The sequence below is a fragment of the Delftia sp. K82 genome (assembly GCF_002193035.1).
Taxonomy (GTDB): Bacteria; Pseudomonadota; Gammaproteobacteria; order Burkholderiales; family Burkholderiaceae_C; genus Comamonas; species Comamonas acidovorans.
This window is the reverse complement of record NZ_MYFL01000001.1, coordinates 1,512,815-1,536,286: the sequence shown is the minus strand read 5'-3', so window position 1 is coordinate 1,536,286 and position 23,472 is coordinate 1,512,815. Positions and strand designations below refer to the sequence as shown.

Sequence of the window (23,472 nt, the reverse complement as noted above, 5' to 3'; positions counted from 1 at the left end):
CGCTGCAATGGCGGCCCGGCTTGATTTCCTGCTCCAGCTGCCGGGCGTGGATGTTTTGCGGATCGCCTGCGCCGGCCTTTTCAGGAGGATAGAAAGGAATAGATTCATCCCCAGGCAATGCGCTAGAAGAAGTAGATGCCTTCGTGCTGCATCCACCGCGGGACAAGGTCGCAATCGCTTTCGTTGTATTGAACGCAGCAGTACCCGCTGCGATTGCCGCGCGTGAGTTTCTTTCGCAGCAGATGGCCATAGATGCCCAATACCTGCTCGATGATGTCGGGCACGGTCTGGTTCTGGAGGATGCAAAAGTCGCTCCTGCGCGTGGCCAGCCACAGCCAGGGGCTCAGGCGGGCCTTGCAGGCGTAGCGGCGGTGGTTCTGTCCCTGCATGCCCAGGCGGGCGACGATGCCGTAGATGTAGCGCATTGCGCCGCCCTGGATTTGTATTTCCATGGTGGTGCTTTACCCAATAGGGCCTTGGCGAAGATGCTTTCGCTGAGAATTTCCCAATCGAGGCTGAAAGGCCGGCTGATCTTTTTCCTGCCGCGTAATTCGCGAAAATGCACTTCATGGCCCAATGGCCTGTGGATCTCGACTCGGCATGTCATTGCGCAAACCACCCTGGGCGGCAGTTCCGGGGCGGCCTCCTTTCCCCTTTCAAGGAAACGGATCATGGACAAACGAAGCGCATTGAGGCAATCTACCCGTATTGGCAATACACTGTCCATGTAAGTAATTGCATCTCACCTTGGGCCAGCACCGCCTCTTGCAGCCCTGACGGCAAGCACCCCACACACTCTCATTTCAAGCACTCTTCAATCAATAGATCAATTACATCCCATTACAGCATTGTTGACGGCTATGGCATTTAACCAGCGCATAAGGTCCATCGAATGCTCACCACATATACTCGCGAAAACTGGCAAGAATGGAGCGTCTGGTGTCTGTCAAATGGAATTTCTTCTCCTTGGGGCAGAGATCCATTGCACACACTGCATCTCCATGCTTGTGGGACCCGCAGGTAAACACAGTGTAAATTTCAGCTGTGAGCGCTCGTGAGCACTGATTAATCGCGTCGAGATTGTTATAGTAAATAACGGAACCACCATGACTAGACACACTCAGCCCATCGTGGAGCGCTTGTTCAGGCCTATGGAACGCTCGACCCGTCAACGCAGTTCGATACGCACGGTCATGGAAGAGGCTGGACGCCCCTTGCTTCCGGCCGAGATCCTCGGCGCAGCGCAGCGCGAGGTGCCAGCCATCGGGCTGGCCACGGTGTACCGCAACATCAAGCAGCTGATGGAAGCGGGCGAAGTGCAGGCCGTGGACCTGCCCGGCGAGGCCACGCGCTACGAACTCAGCGGCCGCGCCCACCACCACCATTTCCGCTGCATGAGCTGCAACCGCGTGTTCAACGTGCCCGGCTGTCCGGGCGACATGCAGCGCATCGCCCCCGAAGGCTTTGTGGTGGAGCGCCATGAGATGACGCTGTACGGCGTCTGCAGCGACTGCCACCAGAACGTGCAATAACAGGGAGCCGTCCGCCTCAGGCTCAGCCTCGGGCCCACGGATCCAAGAAGATGACAGCCATGGTGCAGGCCCTGCCTGAACCATGGCTGTTTCTTTTTTCACCCGCCCTTTGCCTCAGCGCCTGCCCGGCCGCACGCGGCCTGCGGCAACACCGCCGGCCAGCAAGGCCAGCGCAGCCACCACCCACAGCATTGCCGTCTGCCCCCAGGCCTGCCGCGCAGGCCGTGGGCTGGCCGTGAAGACGGGCTGGGCTGCAAAATCCTGCGCACCGAATGTGCGGTCCTCAAACAGATAGGGATAGAGGAAGGCGCGCAGGCGTGCGTGAAAGGCGGCGATGTCGTCCTGATAGGCCAGTTGCGCCAGCAGGTCGGTGCCGGCCTGGCGGTGCAGCGCGGCCTGCACGCCCACGCCGGGCAGCAGCCAGCCCAGGCGCCCGGTCCAGGCCTGGCGTGCCTGCAGGCCGGCGCGGTAGGCGGCGAACTGGGATGCGACACTTTCGTCGCCGAGCTGCTGGAAGGCGTAGTACCACTTCCAGTGAAAGCCCGCAGGCAGCGGCGCGGTGTCGCGCCATTCGGGGTGGTTGCGGAAAAAGCGCTCCATGGTCTGCTCGCGCGGCAGGTCCCAGGCGCCATGCACGGTCTGGCGCTGGGCCAGCATCAGCTCCACGCCCTGGCTCACGGGGATGGCACGCGACAGCGCGGCATTGGCCAGCGTGGGCAGCACCAGGGTCAGCACGGCCCAGCAGCCCATGAGGGCCATGGCATTGGCGACCGAGCTGCCGCCCAGCGCGGCAACCACCAGGCACAGGCCGCTCCAGAAAACCACATAGGCCGTGGCGGACAGCAGCACCGTGGCAAGGGCGCCCGCCGCTGCCCCGCCGGCCAGTGCGCCTGCCAGGGCAGGCAACGCCACGCAGGCCAGCACCAGCACGGAACGCAGTCCCGCGCGGCGCAGCCACAGCCGCCGCCCGGTGCCAGGCATGGCCTGCAGCATGCCCAGGCGGCCCGATTCGCGCTCGCCCGAGACCAGGTCGTAGAGCAGCACGATCAGGAACAGCGGCACCAGGTAGACCAGCACAAAGGCGAAGTCGAAGCGGCCCGCCAGCGCCAGTTCCGGGTTGAAGCTTTCGCCTTCATGCAGCTGTGCCTGCAGCGCCAGGGCGCGCACGCGCAGCACATAGGGCGCGGCATCGCGCAGGCCCAGGGCAAGAAAGGCCGTGGACGATGGCGCATCCCAGGTGGCGTGAAAGCCGTAATAGGCCACCGAGCCTGCGTCGCCGGACTGGGCATGCCGGCTTGCCTGGGCCGCCATGTCCTGCTGCTGCAGTTGCGCAAGGCGGTCCAGGGTCAGGCGTTGCGAGGCGATCTCGCGCAGGCCAGACAGCACGGCCAGCGTGGACAGCAGCAACAGCAAGGCCAGGGCACACAGCGCCAGGCGCGAGCGCGTCAGAAGACGCCATTCATGCAGGAGCCAGCTCATCGCGCCACCCTCCCCAGCCGTTGCGTGGCCAGCAGCAAGGCCACTACCAGTGCAGCCAGCCATGCCAGCAGCACATAGGCGGCAGGCGCCGCGCGACGCAGGGCCGCCAGCGGTGGATCGGGCTCATGGTGGAAATCGGAGACGCCGCGCCAGTGCTCGTGGCCGATGCGGTTGTCGCGGCTCGATCGATCGCCCGCATAGCTGAGCTTGTCCACCTGCAGGCGGTTGAGGGCCTGCACCATGCGGTAGCGATGCTGCTCGGCCTGCTCCAGAAAGCGTCGGTAGCCTTGCAGGTCGGTCCCGGCCACGGCCATGGACAGGCGGCGCAGCGCGATCACGGGGCTGATCAGGGCAAATGCGTCAGCCCGGCGCAGTTGCTCGGCCTGCAGATCGAAGCTGGCCTCGGCATGGCGCCTGAAGAGTTCACTCGTCAGCCGCTCGCCTTCCATGCCGACCAGGCCCTTGTAGTTGATGGGCAGATCCTCGACGCGCGAGACACCGTACTGCGCCAGCACCCTGGCGCGGAAAGCGGCGAAATAGGGATCGTCGGGATTGTGGCTGTCGCCCAGCGCCGCCAGCTCGCGCGCGGTGGCGATGTCGGTCTCGAAGCGCGTGGGCAGCGCCAGGGCAGATCCCACCAGCTCAGGCACCAGACGGGGCAGCAGCACCACGGCGATGGCCCAGGCCGCCAGCAGGGCCAGCAAGGCATCGCGCCCGCGCCGCATGAAGGCCGAGACAGCGACGATGCCCACCGCCCAAAGCATCAGCCACAGCACATGGCCTGCCGCCAGCGTGGCCACCAGGCTGATGGGCACCGGCGTGGCCACGGCCATCCAGGCCAGGGCCAGCAGGGCCGGCAGCAGCACCAGGGCCGCCACGCCCGCCAGCGCCAGCAGCTTGCCGGCCACGAACTGCCGCGTGCCCACGCCCTGGGCCAGCAGCACGCGCAGGGTGCCGGCCTCGCGCTCGCGTGCAATGCAGGCATGGCCCATGAAGATCAGCAGCAGCGGCGCCAGCACCTGCAGCACAAAGGCCGGCGTGAGCTGGCCGAACCGCAGCAGCAGCGAGGACTGGCGCACATCGCCGAAGTTGGCGCTGTTCTGGCGGTGGCCCTCCAGAAACAGCGTATGGCCGGTGTAGGCGTCGATGCCCGCATCGAAGGCCGCCAGCGGATTGAGCGGGCGGAACACGAAGTGGCCGTAATGCACCATGCGGTGCGGATGGCGGTCGGGCTGGGCTTCGAACTCGCTGTCCACCTGGGACTGGTGGCGCTCGCGCTGGGCCTGGGCCGCGCTGCGCTGGTCCCAGGCGGTGAAGGCTGCAGCGGCGCTGAGCAGCAGCCACAGCGCCATCCCCAGCACGGCCACGCGGTCGCGCAGCAGCAGGCGCCATTCCTCGCGCGCAATGGTCCAGGCCGCGCTCATGCCGCCGCTCCCTGCGTGTCGGCTTCAATGTGCGTGTGCGTGTGCGTGTGCGTGTGCGTGCCCGTGTCCGTGCCCACCCCTGCATAGTGGCGGTGCAGTGCGCGCACATCGAAGCGCTCCTCTCCGCTGGCCGCCACTTCCTCGACCAGGCGCCCGCCTGCGATGAAGCCTATGCGGTCGGCCACATCGGCGGCGCCCAGCAGGTCGTGCGTGACCATGAGAATGGCCACGCCCTGCCCGCGCAACTGCATGAGCAGCCGGCTGAACTCGGCCGTGGCCTGCGGGTCCAGGCCCGAGGTGGGTTCGTCCAGCAGCAGCGCCGGCACCCTGCGCGCCAGCGCCAGCGCAATCGCCACTTTCTGGCGCATGCCCTTGGAAAAGCCGGAGACGCGCCGGTCGTGCGCAGCGGCGTCCAGCCCTGCGGCAGACAGCGCCTGGCCGATGGCGCCGGCCGCAGCCGGCTGGCCCGCCAGCTCCAGCAGGTAGGCCACGTTCTCGCGCGCACTCAGGTGCTCGTACAGCGCCACGTTCTCGGGGATATAGGCGATCAGGGCACGCGCCTGCGCAGGCGCCGTCACCGGGTCCACGCCCTGCACGCGCACCTGGCCGCTGCGCGGCCGCACAAAGCCCAGGAACAGGCTCAGCGTGGTGGTCTTGCCCGCGCCGTTGGCGCCCAGCAGCGCATAGATCTCGCCGGCATGCACGGCCAGGTCCAGGCCCTGGAGGATGGTGCGCTCGCCATAGTCCACCACGGCGCCCAGCGCTTGGAGCACGGGCGTGGAGGCAGAAGTGGGGTTGGAAGAAACAGGAAGGGATGAATGCATGGCGGGGCTCAGAACTTTGCTTGAAGGCCTACGGTGACGGTGCGGGCCGTGCCCGGCGTCACCCACAGCCGGCTGTACGAGCTGGTGTAGTAGGTCTTGTCAAAGAGGTTGTCCACGTCCAGCGTCAAGCGCAGCGTGGGGCTGATGCGCCAGTAGGCAACCAGCTTGGCCGTGGTGTAGCTGGGCAGCTCGAAGGCGGCCTTGCCGGCATCGGCCTCGGCCTGCGTGCGGGCCTGGCCCAGGCGCTTGCCCATGTGGGTGACGCCGCCGCCGATGCCGTAGCGCTGGCCGTTGGAGAAGGCGTTTTCATAGACGGCCAGCACGCTGCCGTTGACCTTGGGCACGTTGAGCAGGCGCCCGCCCACCTCCAGCGTGTTGTCGCGCGAGATCTCCACATCGTTGAGCACCAGGCTCGCATTCAGGCGCCAGCGCTGCGTGACCTGGCCGGCGAAGTCGAATTCCAGGCCCCGGCTGCGGATCTCGCCGGCCGAGACCGAGTAGCCGGCGTTGCCCGGGTCGGCCGTCAGCACATTGCGCTTGCGGATGTCGAACAGCGCGGCCGTGGCACCCATGCGCTGGTCGGCGCTTTCCCACTTGGCGCCCAGCTCCATCGAACGGCCGGATTCTGGGCTGAAGCCCGCACCGGCCACATCGATGCCCACGTTGGGCCGGAACGAGCGGCCCGCGTTGGCATAGAAGGTCCATTGCGGCAGCGGCAGCCAGCTCAGGCCCAGGCGCGGCGAGGTCGATGCCGGGTCCTGCTGCGTGGTCGCCCCCGTGCGGCGGTTGTGCAGCGACTGGTCGTAGCGGTCCATACGCAGGCCGGCCACCACACGCCATTGGGGCGAGAGCTTGATGGCGTCCTGCAGGTAGAACGCCGTGTTGCGCTGCCGCTCGAAGGTGTCGGTATTGGCCGTGGGCACGGGGCGCGCACCGCCGTAGATGGGGTTGTAGATGTTGATGGCGTAGGGATTGGCCGCCGTCGGGTTGGCGCGCAGCATCAGCGTATCCATCTCGAAGCGAAAGCTCTCCAGGCCCAGCAGCAGTTCGTGCTCGATGGCGCCCGTGCGCACCGTGCCCTGCAGTTCCGCCTGCACGGCGATATCGTCGGACTGGTAGTCGCGAAAGCGCCGCTGGCGCGTGAGGTCGCCATTGGCCAGCAGCGCGTGCGGCTCGGTGGAAAAGCCGTTGATGGAGGTTTCGCGATAGGACAGGCCCAGGCGGCTGCGCCACTGCGCGTTCCACTCGTGCGAGACGATGAACTGGTGGGTGCGGTTTTCCACCGTCACATCGCCGTCGCCCGGCTCGCCCAGGAAGCGGCTGCGCGAGATGGCGCCCAGCCGGTCGCCCACGGCCACCACGCCGCGGTCCAGCGGCGTCTTGTGGCGCAGCAGCTCGCCCGAGTACTCCAGCACCGTATCGCGCCCCAGCTTCCAGGTGAAGGCCGGTGCGATCACCTGACGGCTGGCGCCCACGAAATCGCGGAAGCTGTCGCGGTCCTCCACGGCGATGTTGAGCCGGTAGGCAAAGTTCTCGCCCACCGGTCCCGTGGTGTCCAGCGCGCCACGCCGCAGGCCGTAGCTGCCTGCATAGGCTTCCACGGAATGCGAAGGCGTCCACAGCGGGCGCTTGGAGACCACGTTCAGCGTGCCGCCCGGCTCGCTGCTGCCGTAGAGCGCGGCGGCCGTGCCCTTGAGGAACTCGATGCGCTCCACGCCGGCCAGGTCACGCGGCGCATTGAAGCCGCGCCCCGAGGAAAAACCGTTGAACAGGGTGGCCATGCCCACGTTCTGGTCGCCGGGCAGGCCGCGGATGACGATGTTGTCCCACAGCCCGCCAAAGTTGTTCTGGCGCGAGACGCCGCCCACGTAGTCCAGCACGTCGTCAAGCCTGGTGGCGCCCAGGTCGTCCATGGCCTGGCGCGTGATCACGCGCACCGACTGCGGCAGCTCGCGCAGCGGCAGGTCGGTCTTGGCGCCTGCCGCCTCGTCGGTGTGATAGGCGCCCGAGGCCGTTCGACCCACGACTTCCACGGCAGGCAGCAGCGCCTGCTCCTGCGCGGAAGCGGAAGCGGCGGCAGCGGGGCCGGGGCCGGAGGACGGATCCTGACCTTGGGCCAGCGCAGGCATGGACAGGAAGGCGGCAGCGCTCAGGGCAAGCGGCAGCGGGCGAAGGCGGGGAAGCGGCTTCGCGGGGAAGAAGAAGACAGTCATGGTGAAAACGGGCACAGGCGCATGCCGCCGGCATCCACAGCCGGAGCGCGCAAACACGGACATGCCGCCAGCACCAATGGGCACTGGCGGAAGAGAAGGAGAAAAGTGCTTGCGGGTTCAGCGCGGCGGGTCGCGCGATGCAAAGGCCCAGCGGTTCTGCGAGGGGATGGCGCCGCCCACGGTGCGCGGCGGCACCCTCTCAGGCGGCGCGACCACAGCCAGCGGCAGGCCGAAGTACGGCAGCCAGGCCGCCGCATGCGGTGCATGGCCCATGCACCATGCGCAGACGGCTTCGGCGGCTTCGACGACTTCAGCCTTTTCGCCAGCCTGGCCGCGTTGGCCGGCCTGGCCGGTCAGCGCATCTTCGCAGCCGTTGAGGCCCACAAAAGCCTGGGCAGGCCCGGCCACCGCTTGCCGGATATGCGTTGCGCCGTGAAGGGGCATGCCAATGGCCGTGTTGAAGAACACGGCCAGCAATAGCAGGCGCAAAACAAGCAGACGCATAAGACGGCGATCTTACTATTGACAATTAAATATCATTAACAACCCGCCGCCATTTTCTGCACAGGGCCGGGACAGCAGCGCGGGAATATGCCATCGGCATGTGACAGGCCGATTGGCGATTTTCAGCCTTGCGCCTATTTATCTGCCGGCCCCACGCCCCGGAAGAACATGTCGCAGATCTGGTCTGCCACCTTCTCCAGCGAGCCCTTGCGGGGGTTGAACCAGGACTGTATGGAGTTGATGCTGCCCAGGATCATGATGCGCGCCAGGTGGATGTCGGCGTCGGCCCGCAGGCGGCCTTCGGCACGCAGGTCTTCCAGCAGGCCGCTCCAGAATTTCTGGTGGCGCTCGCGGCGCTTGATCTGGCGCTCGCGCACCTTGTCGGGCAGCTGGCCCAGCAGCCGGCCGTGGGCCAGGGCGAAGTCGCCATGCTTTACCAGCCCCGCCATCTGGCCCAGCACGGCTGCGCGAAAGCGCTGCTCGGCCGTGGCGTCGGCGCCCAGCGCGGCAAGGCGCTCCTGCTGCTGGCTGATGATGCGGTTGCCGCCCTGCTCCATAACCTCGTCCACCAGTTCCTCCTTGGAGGCGAAGTGGTAGTAGATGCTGGCGGCCTCGATCCCGGACTGCTCGGCAATGTTGCGCATGGTGGTGGCAGAGTAGCCCTGCTCACCGAAGGTACGGGCGGCCAGCTTGAGAAGGGTCTCGCGGGTCTCGTTGCCGTCGTGGGCGCTGGTCTGCCTTCTTGCCATGTCTGCCAGGTGGTGGATCGTTGTAGTGCGGCGATCCTAACAGGCTGTTGGTAGCGCGCCAATCAAGCGTTCGGTGCCTGCCGCCCGCCGACTGCCGCATGGCCGGGCCGCGAAATCCGTTTCAAGAATCACCCTTGAAACAACTACAGGCTGCAATGGCTCCGGCAATCGGGAAACCGATGCGCTTGTCCTGTATCGACAGAAGGTGCCGCCATTCACCATTCGAAAAAGCGGTCTTTGACAATAAAAAAAACCTATCCTGCAAATCGATTATTCAAATGAAACCACAGGTATCAATCAATGCATTGAATAACTCGATCAAATCACATGTAATATATTTTATAAATCGCTTTCATAATTTGATTGATAAAATGCAAATGTTGATTGTTTTCCATACCCAAGGCGGAACTTTCGCGGCCAACGCTGCGCACTCCCCTGAAAAAATCATGACAGCACGTCGTCTCCAGAGGAGGAAGCGCCAACCACAGTGCTCTGCAAATGTAACAACGGCACAACAGCTTTTGTAAAGTGCCGGTTATCCAGATTGCCCTGGATATAATGCGGATCGCCTTGGAATATGCCCGGGCATGAGAAGAAGCGCCCTACCCCCCATAGAGCGCCAACATCATCAGTATTTGTACTTACGGTGAGTTCTTCATCCCCACTGCACATGCACCAGAATTGACCATTCTGCAAAGAGTCCTGGGTCCAGGCTCTTGCTGCGCAGTTTTCACACAAATAGCCGCACTTAGAAATTCTTCCATCAAGATGACTACATACCAAGAGCTGATTGCCCAGAAAAAATTGCTCGACCAGCAAATCGACGATGCCCGCAAGCTGGAGTCCAAAGCGGCCCTGGCATCGGTGCAGGAGCTGGTCCGTGAGTTCGGCTTCACGGCGCAACAGGTCTTCCCCTGGAAGCCCGATGGCAAAAAGAGCGCTCCCGCCAAATACCAGGACCCCGAGTCCGGCAAGACCTGGACCGGCCGCGGCAAGCCGCCGAACTGGATCCTGGGCAAGGACCGCACCCTGTTCGAAATCAAGTGAGTCCCTGCCGCGCATGTGCCCGCCCGCTCGGCGGCGCACATGCGCGGATGAGCGTCATGCAGGCACCACCGCCGTGACCTCGATCTCCACCTTGGCCCGGTCTTCCACCAGATCCGCCACCTCCACCGCCGTCATGGCCGGGAAATGCCGCCCGATCAGTTCGCGGTAGTGCTTTCCAATGGCCGGATAGGCAGCCACGTATTCCTGCTTGTCGGTCACATACCAGGTCATGCGCACGATGTGCTCGGGCCTGGCGCCGCCTTCGGCGAGGATGGCGACGATATTGGCCAGCGCCTGCCGCACCTGTTCCGCAAAGTCGTCCGACTCGAATTGCTGCTGGCCGTTCCAGCCAATCTGGCCGCCGACGAACACCAGCCGGGAGCCGACCGTCATCTCGGTCAGGATGCCATTGGCATAGCCTCGGGGCGCCAGCCAGTCCGGGGGTTGCAGAGTCTTCATTGCTTCATCCTGTTCTCGTTGAATCCATAAAACCGTCCTGCGGCACCAGATAGGCGTGCAGGCGCTCGCGCAGATCGGCCGGCAGTGGCGTGGCCTTCATGCTGCGCAAATCCATGGTGACGATGGTCATGCGCGCAGACAGCCGGCGTTGGCCGTCCGGCCCCTCGAAACGCACATCGAACTGGAACGATGCCCCGCCGATGCGGCGCACCTCCAATACCTGGCGCAGCGTGTCGTGCCAGCGGCTGGGCGCCGTGAAATCGCATTGCACCGACACCGTGGGCGTGCCCACCTGGCGCTGTACATGCAAGGTGTGAAAGGGCAGGCCCATTCCCCTGTCGAACCATTCCTCGACCAGGTCGTTGACCATCTCGAAATAGCGCGGGTAAAAGACGATGCCGGCCGGATCGCAATGGCGAAACAGCACCTGCACCTGGCTGAAGAAGGCGGAGGCCATGGCGCGCGCTCACGGCATCTTGCGCAGCACGAATCGCTGCAGCTTGCCGGTCTCGGTGCGCGGCAGGGCCGGCACGAAGACAATGGCGCGCGGGTACTTGTAGGGCGCAATGCTGGCCTTGACGAAGGCCTGCAGTGTGGCCGCCATGTCGTCGCCGGCCGCAAAGCCGGGCTTGAGCACCACAAAGGCCTTGACCACCTGGCCGCGCTCGTCGTCTGCCGCGCCGATCACGCCGCATTCGGCCACGGCCTCGTGGCGCAGCAGCGCATCCTCCACCTCGGGGCCGGCGATGTTGTAGCCGGCCGAGATGATCATGTCGTCATTGCGCGCCTGATAGAACAGATAGCCGTCGGCGTCGCGCACAAAGGTGTCGCCGGGCAGGTTCCAGCCGTTTTGCACAAAGCGCTTCTGGCGCTCGTCGGCAAGATACCGGCAGCCGGTCGGCCCCTTGATGGCCAGGCGGCCGGGCGTGCCGTCGGGCACGGGCTGCATGTCGTCGTCCACCACCTGGGCCACGTAGCCGGGCACGACCTTGCCGATGGCGCCCGCGCGCACCTCCTCGGGCGGGCTGGACACGAAGACGTGGATGAGCTCGGTGCCGCCGATGCCGTCGATCATCTCGATGCCCGTGGCCTGCTTCCACAGCTGGCGCGTGGCGTCGGGCAGGGCCTCGCCGGCCGACACGCTTTTCCTGAGCGACGACAGATCGAAGCGCGCTGCCTGCGCCGCCATCTGCCGGTAGAAGGTGGGCGCGGTGAAGACGATGGTGGTGCGGAAATCCTGCACCAGCTGCAGCAGCCCTTCGGGCGTGAGCTTTTCGGCCAGCACGGTGCTGGCGCCCACGCGCAGCGGAAAGCACAGCAGCCCGCCCAGGCCAAAGGTGAAGGCCAGCGGCGGCGTGCCGCAGAAGATGTCGTCCGGGCCCGGCCGGATCACATGGCGCGGGAACAGGTCGCACATGGCCAGCACGTCGCGGTGGAAATGCATGCAGCCCTTGGGCGCGCCCGTGGTGCCGCTGGTGAAGGCGATCAGGCAGACATCGTCTGCCGCCGTATCGCAGCAGGCGAAGGTGTCGGGCTTGGCTGCGGCCAGGGCATCCAGCGCATCGGCTGCGCCGTCGTTGAAATACAGCACGCGCGAAAGGTCCGGGCAATGGTGTTCATGGCCGGGCTGCAGGCACAGCTGCACCTCGTCCTTGAGGCGCACATCGCACAGCACGGCCTGCACCTGGGCCTTGGCGATGATCTGCTGCAGCTCCTTGGCACGCAGCAGCGGCATGGTTGGCACCGTCACCAGCCCGGCCTTGATGGCGGCCAGCCAGGACGCGGCCATCATGGCGTTGTTGGGGCCGCGCAGCAGCAGCCGGTTGCCGGGCACCAGCTGCAGGTCTTCCACCAGCACATGGGCGATGCGGTTGGTCAGCGCCTGCAGTTCGGCATAGGTCATGGCGGCCTGGTCGGCGCCCTGCCTCCAGCGCAGGGCAACGCGGCCGCCATGGCCGCGCGCCACCATGGCATCGACCAGTTCGGCCGCGCAGTTCAGGCGTTCGGGATAGGCCACGTCCGGCCCGTCGAGCAGGAACTCGGGCCATTGGTCGGGTGGCGGCAGGTTGTCCCGGGCGAAAGTATCGATGTGGGCGGAGGCTTGCATGCGATGTTCCCTGGCTTTGCGTTGAATGGGCAGCCTGCCGCTCAGGCCTTGAGCAGCTCGCGCGCGATGATGAGTTTCTGCACCTCGGTCGCGCCCTCGTAGATGCGCAGCGCGCGGATCTCGCGGTACAGCGTCTCCACCGGCATGCCCGAGACCACGCCCGCCCCGCCGAACATCTGCAGCGCGCGGTCGATCACGGCCTGGGCCGATTCGGTGGCCGTCATCTTGGCCATGGCCGCCTCGCGCGTGGTGCGCGTCTTCTTCACATCGCGCATCCAGGCGGCGCGGTAGGTCAGCAGGGCCGATGCGTCGATGGCAGTGTCCATGTCGCCCAGCGCCGCCTGGGTCAGCTGCAGGTCGCCCAGGGTCTGGCCGAACATGCGGCGCGACTTGGCGCGTGCCAGGCCTTCATCCAGCGCGCGGCGCGCAAAGCCCAGTGCGGCGGCGGCCACCGAGGCGCGGAAGATGTCCAGCGTCATCATGGCCAGCTTGAAGCCCTGCCCCGGCTCGCCCAGGCGCTGCGACACGGGTATGCGGCAGTTGTCGAAGCGGATGGTGGCCAGCGGGTGCGGCGCGATCAGTTCGATGCGCTCGCCGATCGAAAAGCCCGGCGTGTCCGCATCGACCACGAAGGCGCTGATGCCGCGCGCCCCGGGTGCCTCGCCCGTGCGGGCGAACACGCAGTAGAAGTCGGCAATGCCGCCGTTGGAGATCCAGGTCTTGGCACCGTTGAGCACATAGTGGTCGCCTTCGAGCCGCGCCTCGCAGGCCATGGCGGCCACGTCGGAGCCCGCATCGGGCTCGGACAGCGCAAAGGCCGCAATGGCCTCGCCGCGCGCCACGCGCGGCAGGTAGCGCTGGCGCAGCGCATCCGACCCCATGAGCGATATCGCACCGCTGCCCAGGCCCTGCATGGCAAAGGCGAAGTCGGCCAGGCCTTCATGGCGGGCCAGGGTCTCGCGCAGGATGCAGACCGCACGCGAGTCCACCTCGGGCAAGGCCCCGCCCCAGGCGCCGCCGGGGCCGGACGGCACGGCATAGCGCAGCCAGCCGGCCTGGCCCAGGGCCTTCACCAGTTGGCGGCAGGCCGCATCGGCATCGTGGTGGTCCACATCGCCCAGGGATTGGGCGCACCAGGCATCGGCCTCATGCGCCAGCGTGCGGTGGGCGTCGTCGAAGAAGGGCCAGTCCAGCCAGGAGGAATCACGCATTTTCAGTTTCCTTCAAAGACAGGCTTTTGCTTGGCCACGAAGGCCTCGTAGGCGCGGTGGAAGTCGCGCGTCTGCATGCAGATGGCCTGGGCCTCGGCTTCGGCCTCGATGGCCTCGTCCACGCCCATGTTCCATTCCTGGTGCAGCAGCTTCTTGGTCACGCCATGGGCAAAGGTGGGGCCGGCGGCCAGCTGGGCGGCCAGCGCATGGGCGGCTTCGCCGATCTGTTCGGCGCCATGCAAGGCATTGAAGAAGCCCCAGGCAGCGCCCTCCTCGGCCGTCATGGCGCGGCCCGTGTACAGCAGCTCGGAGGCGCGGCCCTGGCCGATCATGCGCGGCAGCAGCGTGCAGGCGCCCATGTCGGCACCGGCCAGGCCCACGCGGGTGAAGAGAAACGCCGTGCGCGCGGCCGGCGTGCCCAGGCGCATGTCGGCAGCCAGTGCCACCATGGCACCCGCGCCGGCGCAGATACCGTCCACCGCCGCCACGATGGGCTGCGGGCAGGCGCGCATGGCCTTGATCAGGTCGCCCGTCATGCGCGTGAAGTCCAGCAGCTCGGGCATGCTCATCTTGGTGAGCGGGCCGATGATCTCGTGCACATCGCCGCCCGAGCAGAAATTGCCGCCCGCGCCCGTGACCACCACGGCCTTGATGTCGGTGGCATAGACCAGGGCGCGGAACAGGTCGCGCAGCTCGGCGTAGGAGCCGAAGGTCAGCGGGTTCTTGCGCTCGGGCCGGTTCAGGGTGATGGTGCCGATCTTGCCGTCGGCCGATACCTGCCACACAAAGGTCCTGGCCTCGTAGCCGGCCAGGGGGCGCTTGTGGTGCTGCATGCTGTGTTCTTCGGGCTGGGTGCTCATGGTGTCTCCATCAAGAATTCAGAAAACGGGGGGAGTGGACCGGGTTCAGCCGGTCATCACCTCGCCGCCGTCGACGGCAATGGACTGGCCGTTGACCGAGGCCGATGCCGGCAGGGCCAGCCAGGCCACGGTCTCGGCCACTTCCTCGGGCTGGACCAGGCGGCCCTGCGGGTTGCGTTCGGCCAGCCTGGCGCGGGCCTCATCCGCCGTCATGCCGGTCTTGTCCACGATGTTGGCCACGGCGCCGCGCACGATGTCGGTCTCGGTATAGCCGGGGCAGACGGCGTTCACCGTCACGCCCTTGCCCGCCGTCTCCAGCGCCAGCGAGCGCGTGAGGCCGATCACGCCATGCTTGGCCGCGCAATAGGCGCTGACATAGGCATAGCCGATCAGCCCTGCCGTGCTGGCCACATTGATGATGCGGCCCCAGCGCGCAGCCAGCATGCCCGGCAGCGCGGCCTGCATGCAGTGGAAGGTGCCTGTGAGATTGACGGCCAGCATGGCCTGCCACAGTGCGGCATCGGTGCGCTCGAACTTCTGGCTGCTGGCCTGGCCCGCGTTGTTGACCAGCACCTGCACGGGGCCGAAGGCCGCCTCGGCCTGCGCGAAGGCCTGGCGCACCGAGGCCTCGTCGGCAATATCCGCCTGCACGGACTGCACCATCTGTGCTGTCTGGGCCGTGCCGTCCAGCTCGCGCACGGCAGCCTCCAGCGCCGCACCATCGCGTCCCAGCAGCGTGACCCGCGCGCCGCGCGCCAGCAGCGCCCGCGCACAGGCCAGGCCTATGCCGCGCGCCCCGCCCGTCACCAGGGCATGGCGCCCTTCAAGAAGATTCAAAGATATGGTCATTTCAATCACCCGTGGCGATGCGAGCCACCCGCAACCCATGAAACCGGTGCACCACACAGCGAGGGACGCCGAGGAAGGGCCTGGGCCGGCCGCGCCGCCCCGCACCGACGGTGTCGCCGGTGGCCCGTATGCCCCCCTCCCGCGAAGCGAGAGAGGGCGCCGTGCACACGGGGGAAGGCGCGAAGCGACTCAGGGGGTGTAGTTTCATTTCGCGTCCAACTGCGCCATGGCGGCGGCGCGTTCGAAGTTGGTTTCCAACTGGCGCTTGCCGGGCTGGTACTGGTTCGGCCAATCCACATCCTGCGCACCGAGGCGCGCAGCCTCGCGCAGCGTCCAGGCCGCATCGGCCAGGTGCGGACGCGCCAGCGCGCACAGGTCGGCGCGGCCCGAGGCAATGATGGCGTTGGCATGGTCGGCCTCGAAGATGGCACCCACGGCAATGGTCGGTATGCCGGCCTCGTTGCGCACGCGGTCGGCAAACGGCGTCTGGTACATGCGGCCGTACACCGGCTTCTGGTCGGGGCTGACCTGGCCCGAGGAGCAGTCGATCATGTCGGCGCCCGCCGCCTTGAAGCGGCGCGCGATCTCCACCGCATCGTCGGGCGTGATGCCGCCCTCCACCCAGTCATGGGCCGAGATGCGCACCGACATGGGCTTGTCCTGCGGCCAGGCTGCACGCACCGCCTCGAACACCTCCAGCGGAAAGCGCAGGCGGTTGTCCAGGCTGCCGCCGTATTCGTCGTCGCGCCGGTTGGTCAGCGGCGAGATGAAGCTGGACAGCAGGTAGCCGTGCGCGCAGTGCAGCTCCAGCCAGTCAAATCCCGCTGCCGCGGCGCGCCGCGTGGCGGCCACGAAGTCCTCGCGCACGCGGTCCATGTCGGCGCGGGTCATGGCGGCGGGCACTTGCGAGAGGCCCTCGATATAGGGCAGGGCCGATGCCGACAGCAGCGGCCAGTTGCCCTGCTCCAGCGGATGGTCGATCTTTTGCCAGCCCAGCTGGGTCGATCCCTTGCGCCCCGCATGCCCCAGCTGCACGCCAATGTGCGCACCGCCCTGCGCGTGCACGAAATCGACAATGCGCCCAAAGGCCTGCGCCTGCTCGTCGTTCCACAGCCCGGGGCAGCCGGGCGTGATGCGCGCGTCGGGCGAGGTGCAGGTCATCTCCACCATCACCAGGCCCGCGCCGCCCATGGCGCGCGCGCCCAGGTGCACCAGGTGGAAGTCGCCAGGCACGCCGTCGGTGCAGGAATACATGGCCATGGGCGAGACCACGATGCGGTTCTTCAGCCGCAGGCCGCGCGCCTGGTAGGGCGTGAGCATGGGCATGGGCGGGCGGCGGCCTTCGGGCACGGTCTCGCCCGCATGCTCGGCAATCCAGCGCTCGAAGCCCTGCAGCCAGGCGGCATCGCGCAGGCGCAGGTTCTCGTGCGAGATGCGCTGCGAGCGCGTCAGCAGCGAATAGGCGAACTGCTCCGGCTCCAGGCCCGCATAGCGCTCCACGTTCTCGAACCATTCCGTGGAATTGCGCGCCGCGTTCTGGATCTTGAGCACCTCCACGCTGCGCACCTCCTCGTAGTGGCGCAGGCCGGCCTCGATGCCCCCCGCAGACCGCAGGCTGCGCGCCAGCTCGATCGCATCCTCCAGCGCCAGCTTGGTGCCCGAGCCAATCGAGAAATGCGCCGTGTGCGCCGCATCGCCCATCAGCACCACGGGCACGCTGCGCGGGCCGCGCGGCGTGTCCAGCGCGTTCCAGTGCACCCAGGTATTGCAGATCACGCGCGGAAAGCGGATCCAGATGGCCGAGCCGCGCAGGTGCGTGGCATTGCTGACCAGGGCATGGCCGTCCAGCCAGGGGGCGAACAGCTTCTCGCAATAGGCAATGCCCTCTTCCTGGCTCATCTGCTCGATGCCGGCGGCCTGCCAGGTCTCCTCGGGCGTCTCCACGATGAAGGTGGACATGCCGTCTTCATAGCGGTAGGCATGGGCCTGGAACCAGCCGTGCTCGGTCTGCACGAAGGCGAAGGTGAAGGCATCGAACACCTTGGTCGTGCCCAGCCACACGAAGCGGCAGCGGCGCTGGTCGATATCGGGCCGAAAGGTATCGGCATAGCGCGTGCGCACCTGGCTGTTGATGCCGTCCGAGGCGATGACCAGGTCGGCGTCGTACTCGCGCGCCATCGCCTGGTCGTCCTGCACGAAGTTCTCGAACACCAGCTTCACGCCCACGTCCTCGCAGCGCGCCTGCAGGATGTTGAGCAGCTTCTTGCGGCCTATGCCGATGAAGCCATGGCCGCTGCTGCGCAGGCTGCGGCCCTTGAAGTGGATGTCGATATCGTCCCAGTGGTTGAAGGCGTCACCAATCGTGCGGGCCGACACCGGATCGGCCTCGCGCAGGTTGTCCATGGTGGCGTCCGAGAACACCACGCCCCAGCCAAAGGTGTCGTAGGGCCGGTTGCGCTCCACCACCGTGACCTCGTTGGCGGGGTCCTGCAGCTTCATCAGCAGGCCGAAGTACAGGCCGGCGGGACCTCCACCGATGCAAACGATCTTCATACCGCAAACCCTTTTCTCGCAGGGCGACGGCACAGGACGCCCCAGGTTCAGAATCCAGGCCCAAGAACTTTAAGCCTGAATAGTTTAGGTTTGAAATATATAGACGAAACGCCGGCACGAACCTAGGGAGAACACGCATGAGCTCCCCGACAGCCGCTACGATGCCGGATCGCCAGGAGGATCTCCCTTGGAAAAATACCGGTTCAATGTCTTCGGCCGCATCATCGCCATCGAACGCGCGCAGGCCCAGTGGCGCTGCTTCAACGTCGGCGCCGACGGCAAGCGTGCTCCCGCCCTGCTGGCCATTCCCTGCGATGTCACCCACGCCGAACTGGCGCAGTACCTCTACGACATCTACCACGAGAGCGCGGCCGCATCGGACCAGGACATCTTCGAGATCACCCCCGGCACCACTATCCCCTCACCCAGGAGTTCCTCTTGACCCAGCAAACCGAAGTCCGCGAACTGAAGCCGGGCCTCAGCCCCTTTCCCGCCGCCGCCGACATCTTCGTGGCCGACCAGCCCTGGCTGGCCGAGCACCTGCTGCCGCTGATCTCCATCGACCTGGGCTTGGTGCGGCCCGAACTGGCCGGCACCGTGGTCCACATGCTGTGCCCCGTCGAGCCCTTCGAGGGCTGCATCGGCGATGAGACCGAAGACCACCACAACGCCTTCACCGCGCCCAACTGGTTTGCGCTGGAGCTGACGCCCGACAACCGCTACCGCTTCCTGGGCAACGAAGGCTTCTTCCAGCGTGCGCCGCAGCATGGCGGCCAGTTCACCAAGGACGCCTTCGCCTGCGAGCACACCGACGAAATGCTGGCCAGCCACGCCAAGGCCAGTGCCTACTACGCCGAGCACGGCCGCCTGGCCAGCTACTCGCGCTACGGCAAGGGCGAGCCCATGGAGCACGACTACCTGGACAGCCTGGGCGGCGGCATCTGGTACGGCAACTGGACCAGCCACCCGCCCATTCCCCCGGCCTTCCAGCTGGACGAAGCGGAAAACGCCGGCATGGGCGATGAACTGGAAGACGACGGCATCCGCATCACCCGCGACGGCAAACCCTTCTTCCACGTGGCCAACGTGGCCGGCTACAACTGGTGCGCCACGGGCGCGGACAGCATCCTGCTGTTCTACGAGCCGGAAAGCCGCACGGTGCTGTTCACGTTCGACTGGACCTGAGTCGGCCGAGCAGCGCCGCTCAGACTCGCCCCGGCTCGGGCGTGACGATCAGATGCGCCAGCAGCGGCCGGATGCGATCGTCCTGGTAGTAGCCGCCGTATTCCGTGTAGCGCAGAAAGGCGGCATTGCAATGGTGGCAGCGCCAGAGCGTGCAGCGGTTGTACGGGTGCCAGCCCAGGGCGATGGGGGCATCCGGCGACCACTGGTTCGTGCCCTGGGGGTGGTATTCATCAAGCAATTCCCGTGTCTCCGGCGTGCCCAGCGCACCAACCTGCTGCAGATGCGAAGTCCTGTCCGCTCCCGACAAGGACTCCCAGCCCGGCCTCCACAGCACAGCGCAGTCTGCGCATCGCTGCTGCTCGGCCGCCGCCGCGGCGAAGGCTCTCAATTCGGGTTCGGGAAGGGGGGTTGAAGTTGTCATGGAACGGTGCCTCGGTTTCCATGGATTGTCCGGCAGGTTTGGGGGCGGGTTTGGCAGGGGTTCATATTCCGGGGCAAAGCGCTGCAGCGGGTGCTGCCCGTCTCAACGTCAAAATATTGGCCCTGGAATCTCAGGCGCTGCTCAGGCCGGCTGCCCTGGTCCTGCTCCACGCAATGCTGGGTCAAGGTATTGCCCATGCGTACCGTCTGCAGCACGGCGGGGTAGTCAATGCTGGCCGTAGCGCCCCAGGCCTTGTAGCTGGCGGCCCAGACGATGTGGCGTTCCGCGTTGGTCAATTCCCGCGGAGTGCCCAGATGGTCCGTGTGCACATGCAAGGTACGGCTTTCCAGCGCCTTGGGGGGTGCTTCCTGCGGCACCACGCCCTTCAGGCGCGATTGCAGTTTGCGCTGCAGCGGCAGGACCTTGGTGTTCCAGACCTTGTCGTCATTGCGCGCTTCGTGCAGGGCCTGCTGCACAAAGGGGTTGCCCAGGGCCTTGTCGCGCGCCTCCTGGTCTTTGTTCCAGAGGCTTTGTACCTGGGCCAGCGGCACGAAGCTGTCGGGCTCGTAAAGGTAGAGCCTGTGGCTTGTCGTGTCCTTGCCGTCCTTGTGCTGCAGGGCGTGTTCGGCCAGCAGGCGGTTGCCATCCCACAAAAAGTGGGTGATGGGGGAGGCCGTCCCTGTGCAGAGGCCGGACGCAACCTTTTCTTGTTGGGGCGCTTCCTGCCATTTGGCTATGCACCGGCCAAAGGAGTCGTAGGCATAACGCCAGGACGCCTGAGCGCTATTTTTGGCTTACACACATCTCCACAATCAAAAAGATATCTCTACAAGATTTTTGTAGAAGCCAAAAGAAAGTAAGCCACTCAAAAATATTATATTTTTATTATATTTTTGATATCTCCATAAAAAATTCTTCTAGATTGTCATATTTATAGTAATCCGACTGAGCGCAATGCCAGATCGTAGGCTCTTTCCTGGAATCGCTCCAGTCAATATATATCTCTTCTGGTTCATAAGGATTGAATGAAAAAATAGAGCAGAAAGAATCCCCCACACTTTCCGGAGGCACATGATCCCAATTTTCTTTTCTCAGACTTATCCACTCCACCAACTTCGCATTGTATGGGAAACTATTTATCTCATCCAAAGATAGCATATTTTGAGAAAGATAAAAATCATCCCATCTGTCGCAAAAAATAAATCGATCTCTCAGCATTGGACTTAGATCATATTTGGTAACTCCATCAATAGCATATATTTTATTTTCGTTAATAACTTTAGCTGCAGATGGGAAGCCAATCATTTCTCCTATATTTTTCATTTCCCTCTGGTAATTCAACATCAGAGAATGAATATTGGTCATTTAGCAACCTCCTAAACTGGAAACAATCTTAACAGTATCATATGAATATCCAACAGGTAATTTCGATACTATACCTCCAACATAGCTGTTTGTACTTGGAAGTTGCGCCATCCAATCTTTAGGAATAGCGGATCCGCCTGCCGCCGCATCTGGTACGTGACCAGCCACTTTGGTTGGACCACATTGGCATCGCATAGACCTCTTCCATTTATCAGAGTCCCTTTGCTCTTGTGCACTAAGTTTTCTTCTGGTAATGGAGCCACCATTACTATCAATTTGATTTTGCCATCGCTTGCCAAACTCCCTAAGTTCATTAGATTCTGGCGATCCTGCTGGAAATTTGTCTTTAATACAAAGAGTCTTTCCATTCATTTTATATGCTTCAGGTGCCAACCCCCAGGGATCTACGAACTCTGTAGGATTTGCAGCATAGCTATAAAAATTCAAGCTTCCAAGTAATTTAACAGGATCTTGATTAATAAACCTCCCCACATCCGGATCGTAGTACCTGAAGCGGTTGTAATGCAGCCCTGTCTCAACGTCAAAGTATTGGCCCTGGAATCTCAGGTGCTGCTCAGGTTGGCTGCTATGGTCCTGCTCCACCCAGTGCTGGGTCAAGGTATTGCCCATGCGTACCGTCTGCAGCAGGGCGGGGTAGTCAATGCTGGCCGTGGCTCCCCAGGCCTTGTAGCTGGCGGCCCAGACGATGTGGCCTTCCGCGTTGGTCAATTCCCTCGGAGTGCCCAGATGGTCCGTGTGCACATGCAAGGTACGGCTTTCCAGCGCCTTGGGGGGTGATTCCTGCGGCACCACGCCCTTCAGGCGCGATTGCAGTTTGCGCTGCAGCGGCAGGACCTTGGTGTTCCAGAGCTTGCCGTCATTGCGCGCTTCGTGCAGGGCCTGCTGCACGAAGGGGTTGCCCAGGGCCTTGTCGCGCGCCTGCTGGTCCTTGCCCCACAGGCTTTGCACCTGGGCCAGCGGCATGAAGCTCCAGATTTATAGAGACCTAAAAATATAATCTCTATCACTCAATTGATCTAATTTAAGCCTCTCCTTAAGAGACTTGATATATCCAACTTCCTCGCCCCTTTTTTCTCACATTCACCAGCTTCGCCTCATATCGATAATTATTTACCTCATTCAAGGAATGTATATTTTTAGAAAGCAAGATTCATCCCATCTGCCGAACAAAGCAAATCGATACTGAGCGATGAGCCCATACCATATCTTATAAATACATCAATAATATAAATTTTTCTTCAATTATTTTCCCGAAAATCGGGAGCAGCGAATTTACAGATTTAGGCGAGCAACATCAACCATCTGAAACCTTAGAATATCGGCAGAAATAATATAAATTGATCGACATATGAAATATCACTAAAGTACCTCCCTAACAGTATCCGTATCCTCCATCATCCCATTGATATACAATAGAAACCTTCTGAAAGAATTAAATCTATAGAATTCGGCACCAACATAATGCCACACCCTGGGCTCCAATCTACCCTCATCCCACACCAAATAGATCTCTTCGGGCTCATATGGGTTGATAGCAAAAATAGCCAAATTTCTCATTGGATAATCTTCCAAAGGATCTCCATCGTAGGAATTTTCTTTCCTCAGATTTACCCATTCATTTATTTTTTCATCATTTTCCCAATTATTTATTTCATCAATAGAAAGCCATTTCTGCGATAGATATGCATTCTCCCATGTCGAACAAAATTCAAATCTCTTTTTCAACATAGGACTTATCGGCCTAGAGAAACCTGGCTCAAAAGTCATTATACCTCCTGAGTAAGGAATGGATTTTTCAATCCTATGTGGACCAAGTTTTGGAATTTCAGCATCTCTTATATTTTTATATTTTCTCAAAAGATCTAGAACGTTCATATCTTCTCCTTAGCAGTTTGCTAAATCCGCAACAAGCTTCACATTGTCATAGGAATATCCAACAGGCAAATGTCGAACAAGTCCGCCTACATATCCGTTGGTTGCAGGGAACTGCGCCATCCAATCCAAAGGAACTGCCGGCCCACCAGCTGCAGCATCTGGAACATGTCCCGCGACCTTACCTGCCAGACATTGACACCGTATTTTTCGTTTCCACTCATCAGAATCTTTCTGCTCCTGAGAAGAAAGAACTCTTCGAGTCATACTGCCTCCATTGTTTTTTATTTGTTTATTCCATCGATCAACAAAGTTTTTTAGCTCTTTGGATTCAGGAGAGTTTGCCGCGAATTTATCTTTAATGCATAAAGTCTTGCCATTTCGTTGATGCGCAATCGGTGCCATCCCCCAGGGATCAACAAATGCAATAGGATTAGCTGCATAGAAGTAAAAATTTATACCGCCAACTAAGCGAACGACATCCTGGCTAACAAACCTCCCCACATCCGGATCGTAGTACCTGAACCGGTTGTAATGCAGCCCCGTCTCAACGTCAAAGTATTGGCCCTGGAATCTCAGGCGCTGCTCAGGTTCGCCGTCCTGGTCCTGCTCCACCCAGTGCTGGGTCAAGGTATTGACCATCCGTACCGTCTGCACCACGGCGAGATGGTCACTGCTGGCCGTGGCGCCACAGGCCTTGTAGCTGGCTGGCGGCCCAGACGCTATGGCCGTCTGCGTTGGTCAGTTCCCGAGAGGGCGCCTAGATGGTCGGCGTGTACATCTTTGCAGCGCCTTGG

Annotated in this window: 25 protein-coding genes; 5 read left to right on the top strand and 20 right to left on the bottom strand. The window is 63.2% G+C overall.

Features of this window, described 5'->3' with window-relative positions; translation table 11 throughout:
• Positions 1–122 precede the first annotated feature (122 nt).
• Positions 123–452 carry a contractile injection system protein, VgrG/Pvc8 family gene (locus KDK82_RS33090; RefSeq protein ID WP_088164332.1) on the bottom strand — a complete coding sequence of 110 codons (330 nt, stop codon included), beginning with the start codon at positions 450–452 and terminating at the stop codon, positions 123–125.
• Between the two features lie 654 nt (positions 453–1,106).
• Here KDK82_RS33090 and KDK82_RS06600 point away from each other — a divergent pair.
• Positions 1,107–1,532, top strand: a complete 426-nt coding sequence (locus KDK82_RS06600; protein WP_012206260.1) for a Fur family transcriptional regulator — start codon at positions 1,107–1,109, stop codon at positions 1,530–1,532.
• 114 nt (positions 1,533–1,646) lie between these two features.
• Here KDK82_RS06600 and KDK82_RS06595 read toward each other — a convergent pair whose 3' ends face one another.
• From KDK82_RS06595 to KDK82_RS06570, 6 genes are all read right to left on the bottom strand, one after another.
• Positions 1,647–3,011, bottom strand: coding sequence for a DUF3526 domain-containing protein (locus KDK82_RS06595; RefSeq protein WP_088164331.1), 1,365 nt, complete (start codon positions 3,009–3,011; stop codon positions 1,647–1,649).
• Positions 3,008–4,435 (bottom strand): DUF3526 domain-containing protein, encoded by a 1,428-nt coding sequence (locus KDK82_RS06590; protein WP_088164330.1) that lies wholly within the window; start codon positions 4,433–4,435, stop codon positions 3,008–3,010. The genes KDK82_RS06595 and KDK82_RS06590 overlap by 4 nt, the downstream gene beginning before the upstream one ends.
• Positions 4,432–5,259: an ABC transporter ATP-binding protein gene (locus KDK82_RS06585; protein ID WP_088164329.1), complete on the bottom strand. Its 828-nt coding sequence runs from the start codon at positions 5,257–5,259 to the stop codon at positions 4,432–4,434. The genes KDK82_RS06590 and KDK82_RS06585 overlap by 4 nt, the downstream gene beginning before the upstream one ends.
• A gap of 8 nt (positions 5,260–5,267) precedes the next feature.
• Positions 5,268–7,472, bottom strand: a complete 2,205-nt coding sequence (locus tag KDK82_RS06580) for a TonB-dependent siderophore receptor (RefSeq protein WP_088165445.1) — start codon at positions 7,470–7,472, stop codon at positions 5,268–5,270.
• Between the two features lie 117 nt (positions 7,473–7,589).
• Positions 7,590–7,976 carry a DUF2946 family protein gene (locus tag KDK82_RS06575; protein ID WP_088164328.1) on the bottom strand — a complete coding sequence of 129 codons (387 nt, stop codon included), beginning with the start codon at positions 7,974–7,976 and terminating at the stop codon, positions 7,590–7,592.
• A 134-nt stretch (positions 7,977–8,110) separates the two neighbouring features.
• Entirely contained in the window at positions 8,111–8,725 is a 615-nt protein-coding gene (locus KDK82_RS06570; RefSeq protein ID WP_012206266.1) for a TetR/AcrR family transcriptional regulator, read from the bottom strand.
• 134 nt (positions 8,726–8,859) lie between these two features.
• On the opposite strand from KDK82_RS06570, the gene KDK82_RS31795 reads away from it, so the two are divergent.
• Together KDK82_RS31795 and KDK82_RS06565 are read left to right on the top strand one after the other, a co-directional pair.
• Positions 8,860–9,252 carry a hypothetical protein gene (locus KDK82_RS31795; RefSeq protein ID WP_143343402.1) on the top strand — a complete coding sequence of 131 codons (393 nt, stop codon included), beginning with the start codon at positions 8,860–8,862 and terminating at the stop codon, positions 9,250–9,252.
• A 241-nt stretch (positions 9,253–9,493) separates the two neighbouring features.
• Entirely contained in the window at positions 9,494–9,772 is a 279-nt protein-coding gene (locus tag KDK82_RS06565) for an H-NS family nucleoid-associated regulatory protein (protein WP_012206267.1), read from the top strand.
• 54 nt (positions 9,773–9,826) lie between these two features.
• On the opposite strand, the gene KDK82_RS06560 is transcribed toward KDK82_RS06565, so the two are convergent.
• The 7 genes from KDK82_RS06560 to KDK82_RS06525 form a co-directional block, all read right to left on the bottom strand.
• Entirely contained in the window at positions 9,827–10,231 is a 405-nt protein-coding gene (locus tag KDK82_RS06560; protein ID WP_012206268.1) for a RidA family protein, read from the bottom strand.
• Positions 10,232–10,235: 4 nt separating this feature from the next.
• Entirely contained in the window at positions 10,236–10,688 is a 453-nt protein-coding gene (locus tag KDK82_RS06555) for a thioesterase family protein (RefSeq protein ID WP_088164327.1), read from the bottom strand.
• A gap of 9 nt (positions 10,689–10,697) precedes the next feature.
• On the bottom strand, positions 10,698–12,338 hold the full coding sequence (locus tag KDK82_RS06550) for an AMP-binding protein (RefSeq protein WP_088164326.1): 1,641 nt from the start codon (positions 12,336–12,338) through the stop codon (positions 10,698–10,700).
• A 41-nt stretch (positions 12,339–12,379) separates the two neighbouring features.
• Positions 12,380–13,549 (bottom strand): acyl-CoA dehydrogenase family protein, encoded by a 1,170-nt coding sequence (locus tag KDK82_RS06545; protein ID WP_013801799.1) that lies wholly within the window; start codon positions 13,547–13,549, stop codon positions 12,380–12,382.
• Between the two features lie 2 nt (positions 13,550–13,551).
• Positions 13,552–14,409, bottom strand: coding sequence for an enoyl-CoA hydratase family protein (locus KDK82_RS06540; protein ID WP_088164325.1), 858 nt, complete (start codon positions 14,407–14,409; stop codon positions 13,552–13,554).
• A 45-nt stretch (positions 14,410–14,454) separates the two neighbouring features.
• On the bottom strand, positions 14,455–15,258 hold the full coding sequence (locus KDK82_RS06535) for an SDR family NAD(P)-dependent oxidoreductase (protein WP_088164324.1): 804 nt from the start codon (positions 15,256–15,258) through the stop codon (positions 14,455–14,457).
• Positions 15,259–15,462: 204 nt separating this feature from the next.
• Positions 15,463–17,811 (bottom strand): bifunctional salicylyl-CoA 5-hydroxylase/oxidoreductase, encoded by a 2,349-nt coding sequence (locus KDK82_RS06525; protein WP_088164322.1) that lies wholly within the window; start codon positions 17,809–17,811, stop codon positions 15,463–15,465.
• 187 nt (positions 17,812–17,998) lie between these two features.
• On the opposite strand from KDK82_RS06525, the gene KDK82_RS06520 reads away from it, so the two are divergent.
• Positions 17,999–18,253 carry a hypothetical protein gene (locus KDK82_RS06520; RefSeq protein ID WP_017407498.1) on the top strand — a complete coding sequence of 85 codons (255 nt, stop codon included), beginning with the start codon at positions 17,999–18,001 and terminating at the stop codon, positions 18,251–18,253.
• On the top strand, positions 18,250–18,996 hold the full coding sequence (locus tag KDK82_RS06515; RefSeq protein WP_088164321.1) for an enolase: 747 nt from the start codon (positions 18,250–18,252) through the stop codon (positions 18,994–18,996). The genes KDK82_RS06520 and KDK82_RS06515 overlap by 4 nt, the downstream gene beginning before the upstream one ends.
• 19 nt (positions 18,997–19,015) lie before the next feature.
• Here the strand turns inward: KDK82_RS06515 and KDK82_RS06510 are convergent, their stop codons facing one another.
• The 6 genes from KDK82_RS06510 to KDK82_RS06490 form a co-directional block, all read right to left on the bottom strand.
• Entirely contained in the window at positions 19,016–19,417 is a 402-nt protein-coding gene (locus KDK82_RS06510) for a hypothetical protein (protein WP_088164320.1), read from the bottom strand.
• Positions 19,414–20,070 carry an RHS domain-containing protein gene (locus tag KDK82_RS06505; RefSeq protein WP_218827062.1) on the bottom strand — a complete coding sequence of 219 codons (657 nt, stop codon included), beginning with the start codon at positions 20,068–20,070 and terminating at the stop codon, positions 19,414–19,416. Before KDK82_RS06505 ends, KDK82_RS06510 begins: the two co-directional genes overlap by 4 nt.
• A 232-nt stretch (positions 20,071–20,302) precedes the next feature.
• Positions 20,303–20,782 (bottom strand): hypothetical protein, encoded by a 480-nt coding sequence (locus tag KDK82_RS31790; RefSeq protein ID WP_143343401.1) that lies wholly within the window; start codon positions 20,780–20,782, stop codon positions 20,303–20,305.
• The gene (locus KDK82_RS06500) at positions 20,783–21,766 is read right to left on the bottom strand and encodes an RHS repeat domain-containing protein (RefSeq protein ID WP_088164318.1); all 984 of its coding nucleotides are present in this window, start codon (positions 21,764–21,766) and stop codon (positions 20,783–20,785) included.
• Positions 21,767–22,162: 396 nt separating this feature from the next.
• A complete protein-coding gene (locus KDK82_RS31785) occupies positions 22,163–22,678 on the bottom strand; it encodes a hypothetical protein (protein WP_143343400.1) in 516 nt (171 codons plus the stop codon).
• A gap of 9 nt (positions 22,679–22,687) precedes the next feature.
• Positions 22,688–23,317 carry an RHS repeat-associated core domain-containing protein gene (locus KDK82_RS06490; protein ID WP_088164316.1) on the bottom strand — a complete coding sequence of 210 codons (630 nt, stop codon included), beginning with the start codon at positions 23,315–23,317 and terminating at the stop codon, positions 22,688–22,690.
• Positions 23,318–23,472 lie beyond the last annotated feature (155 nt).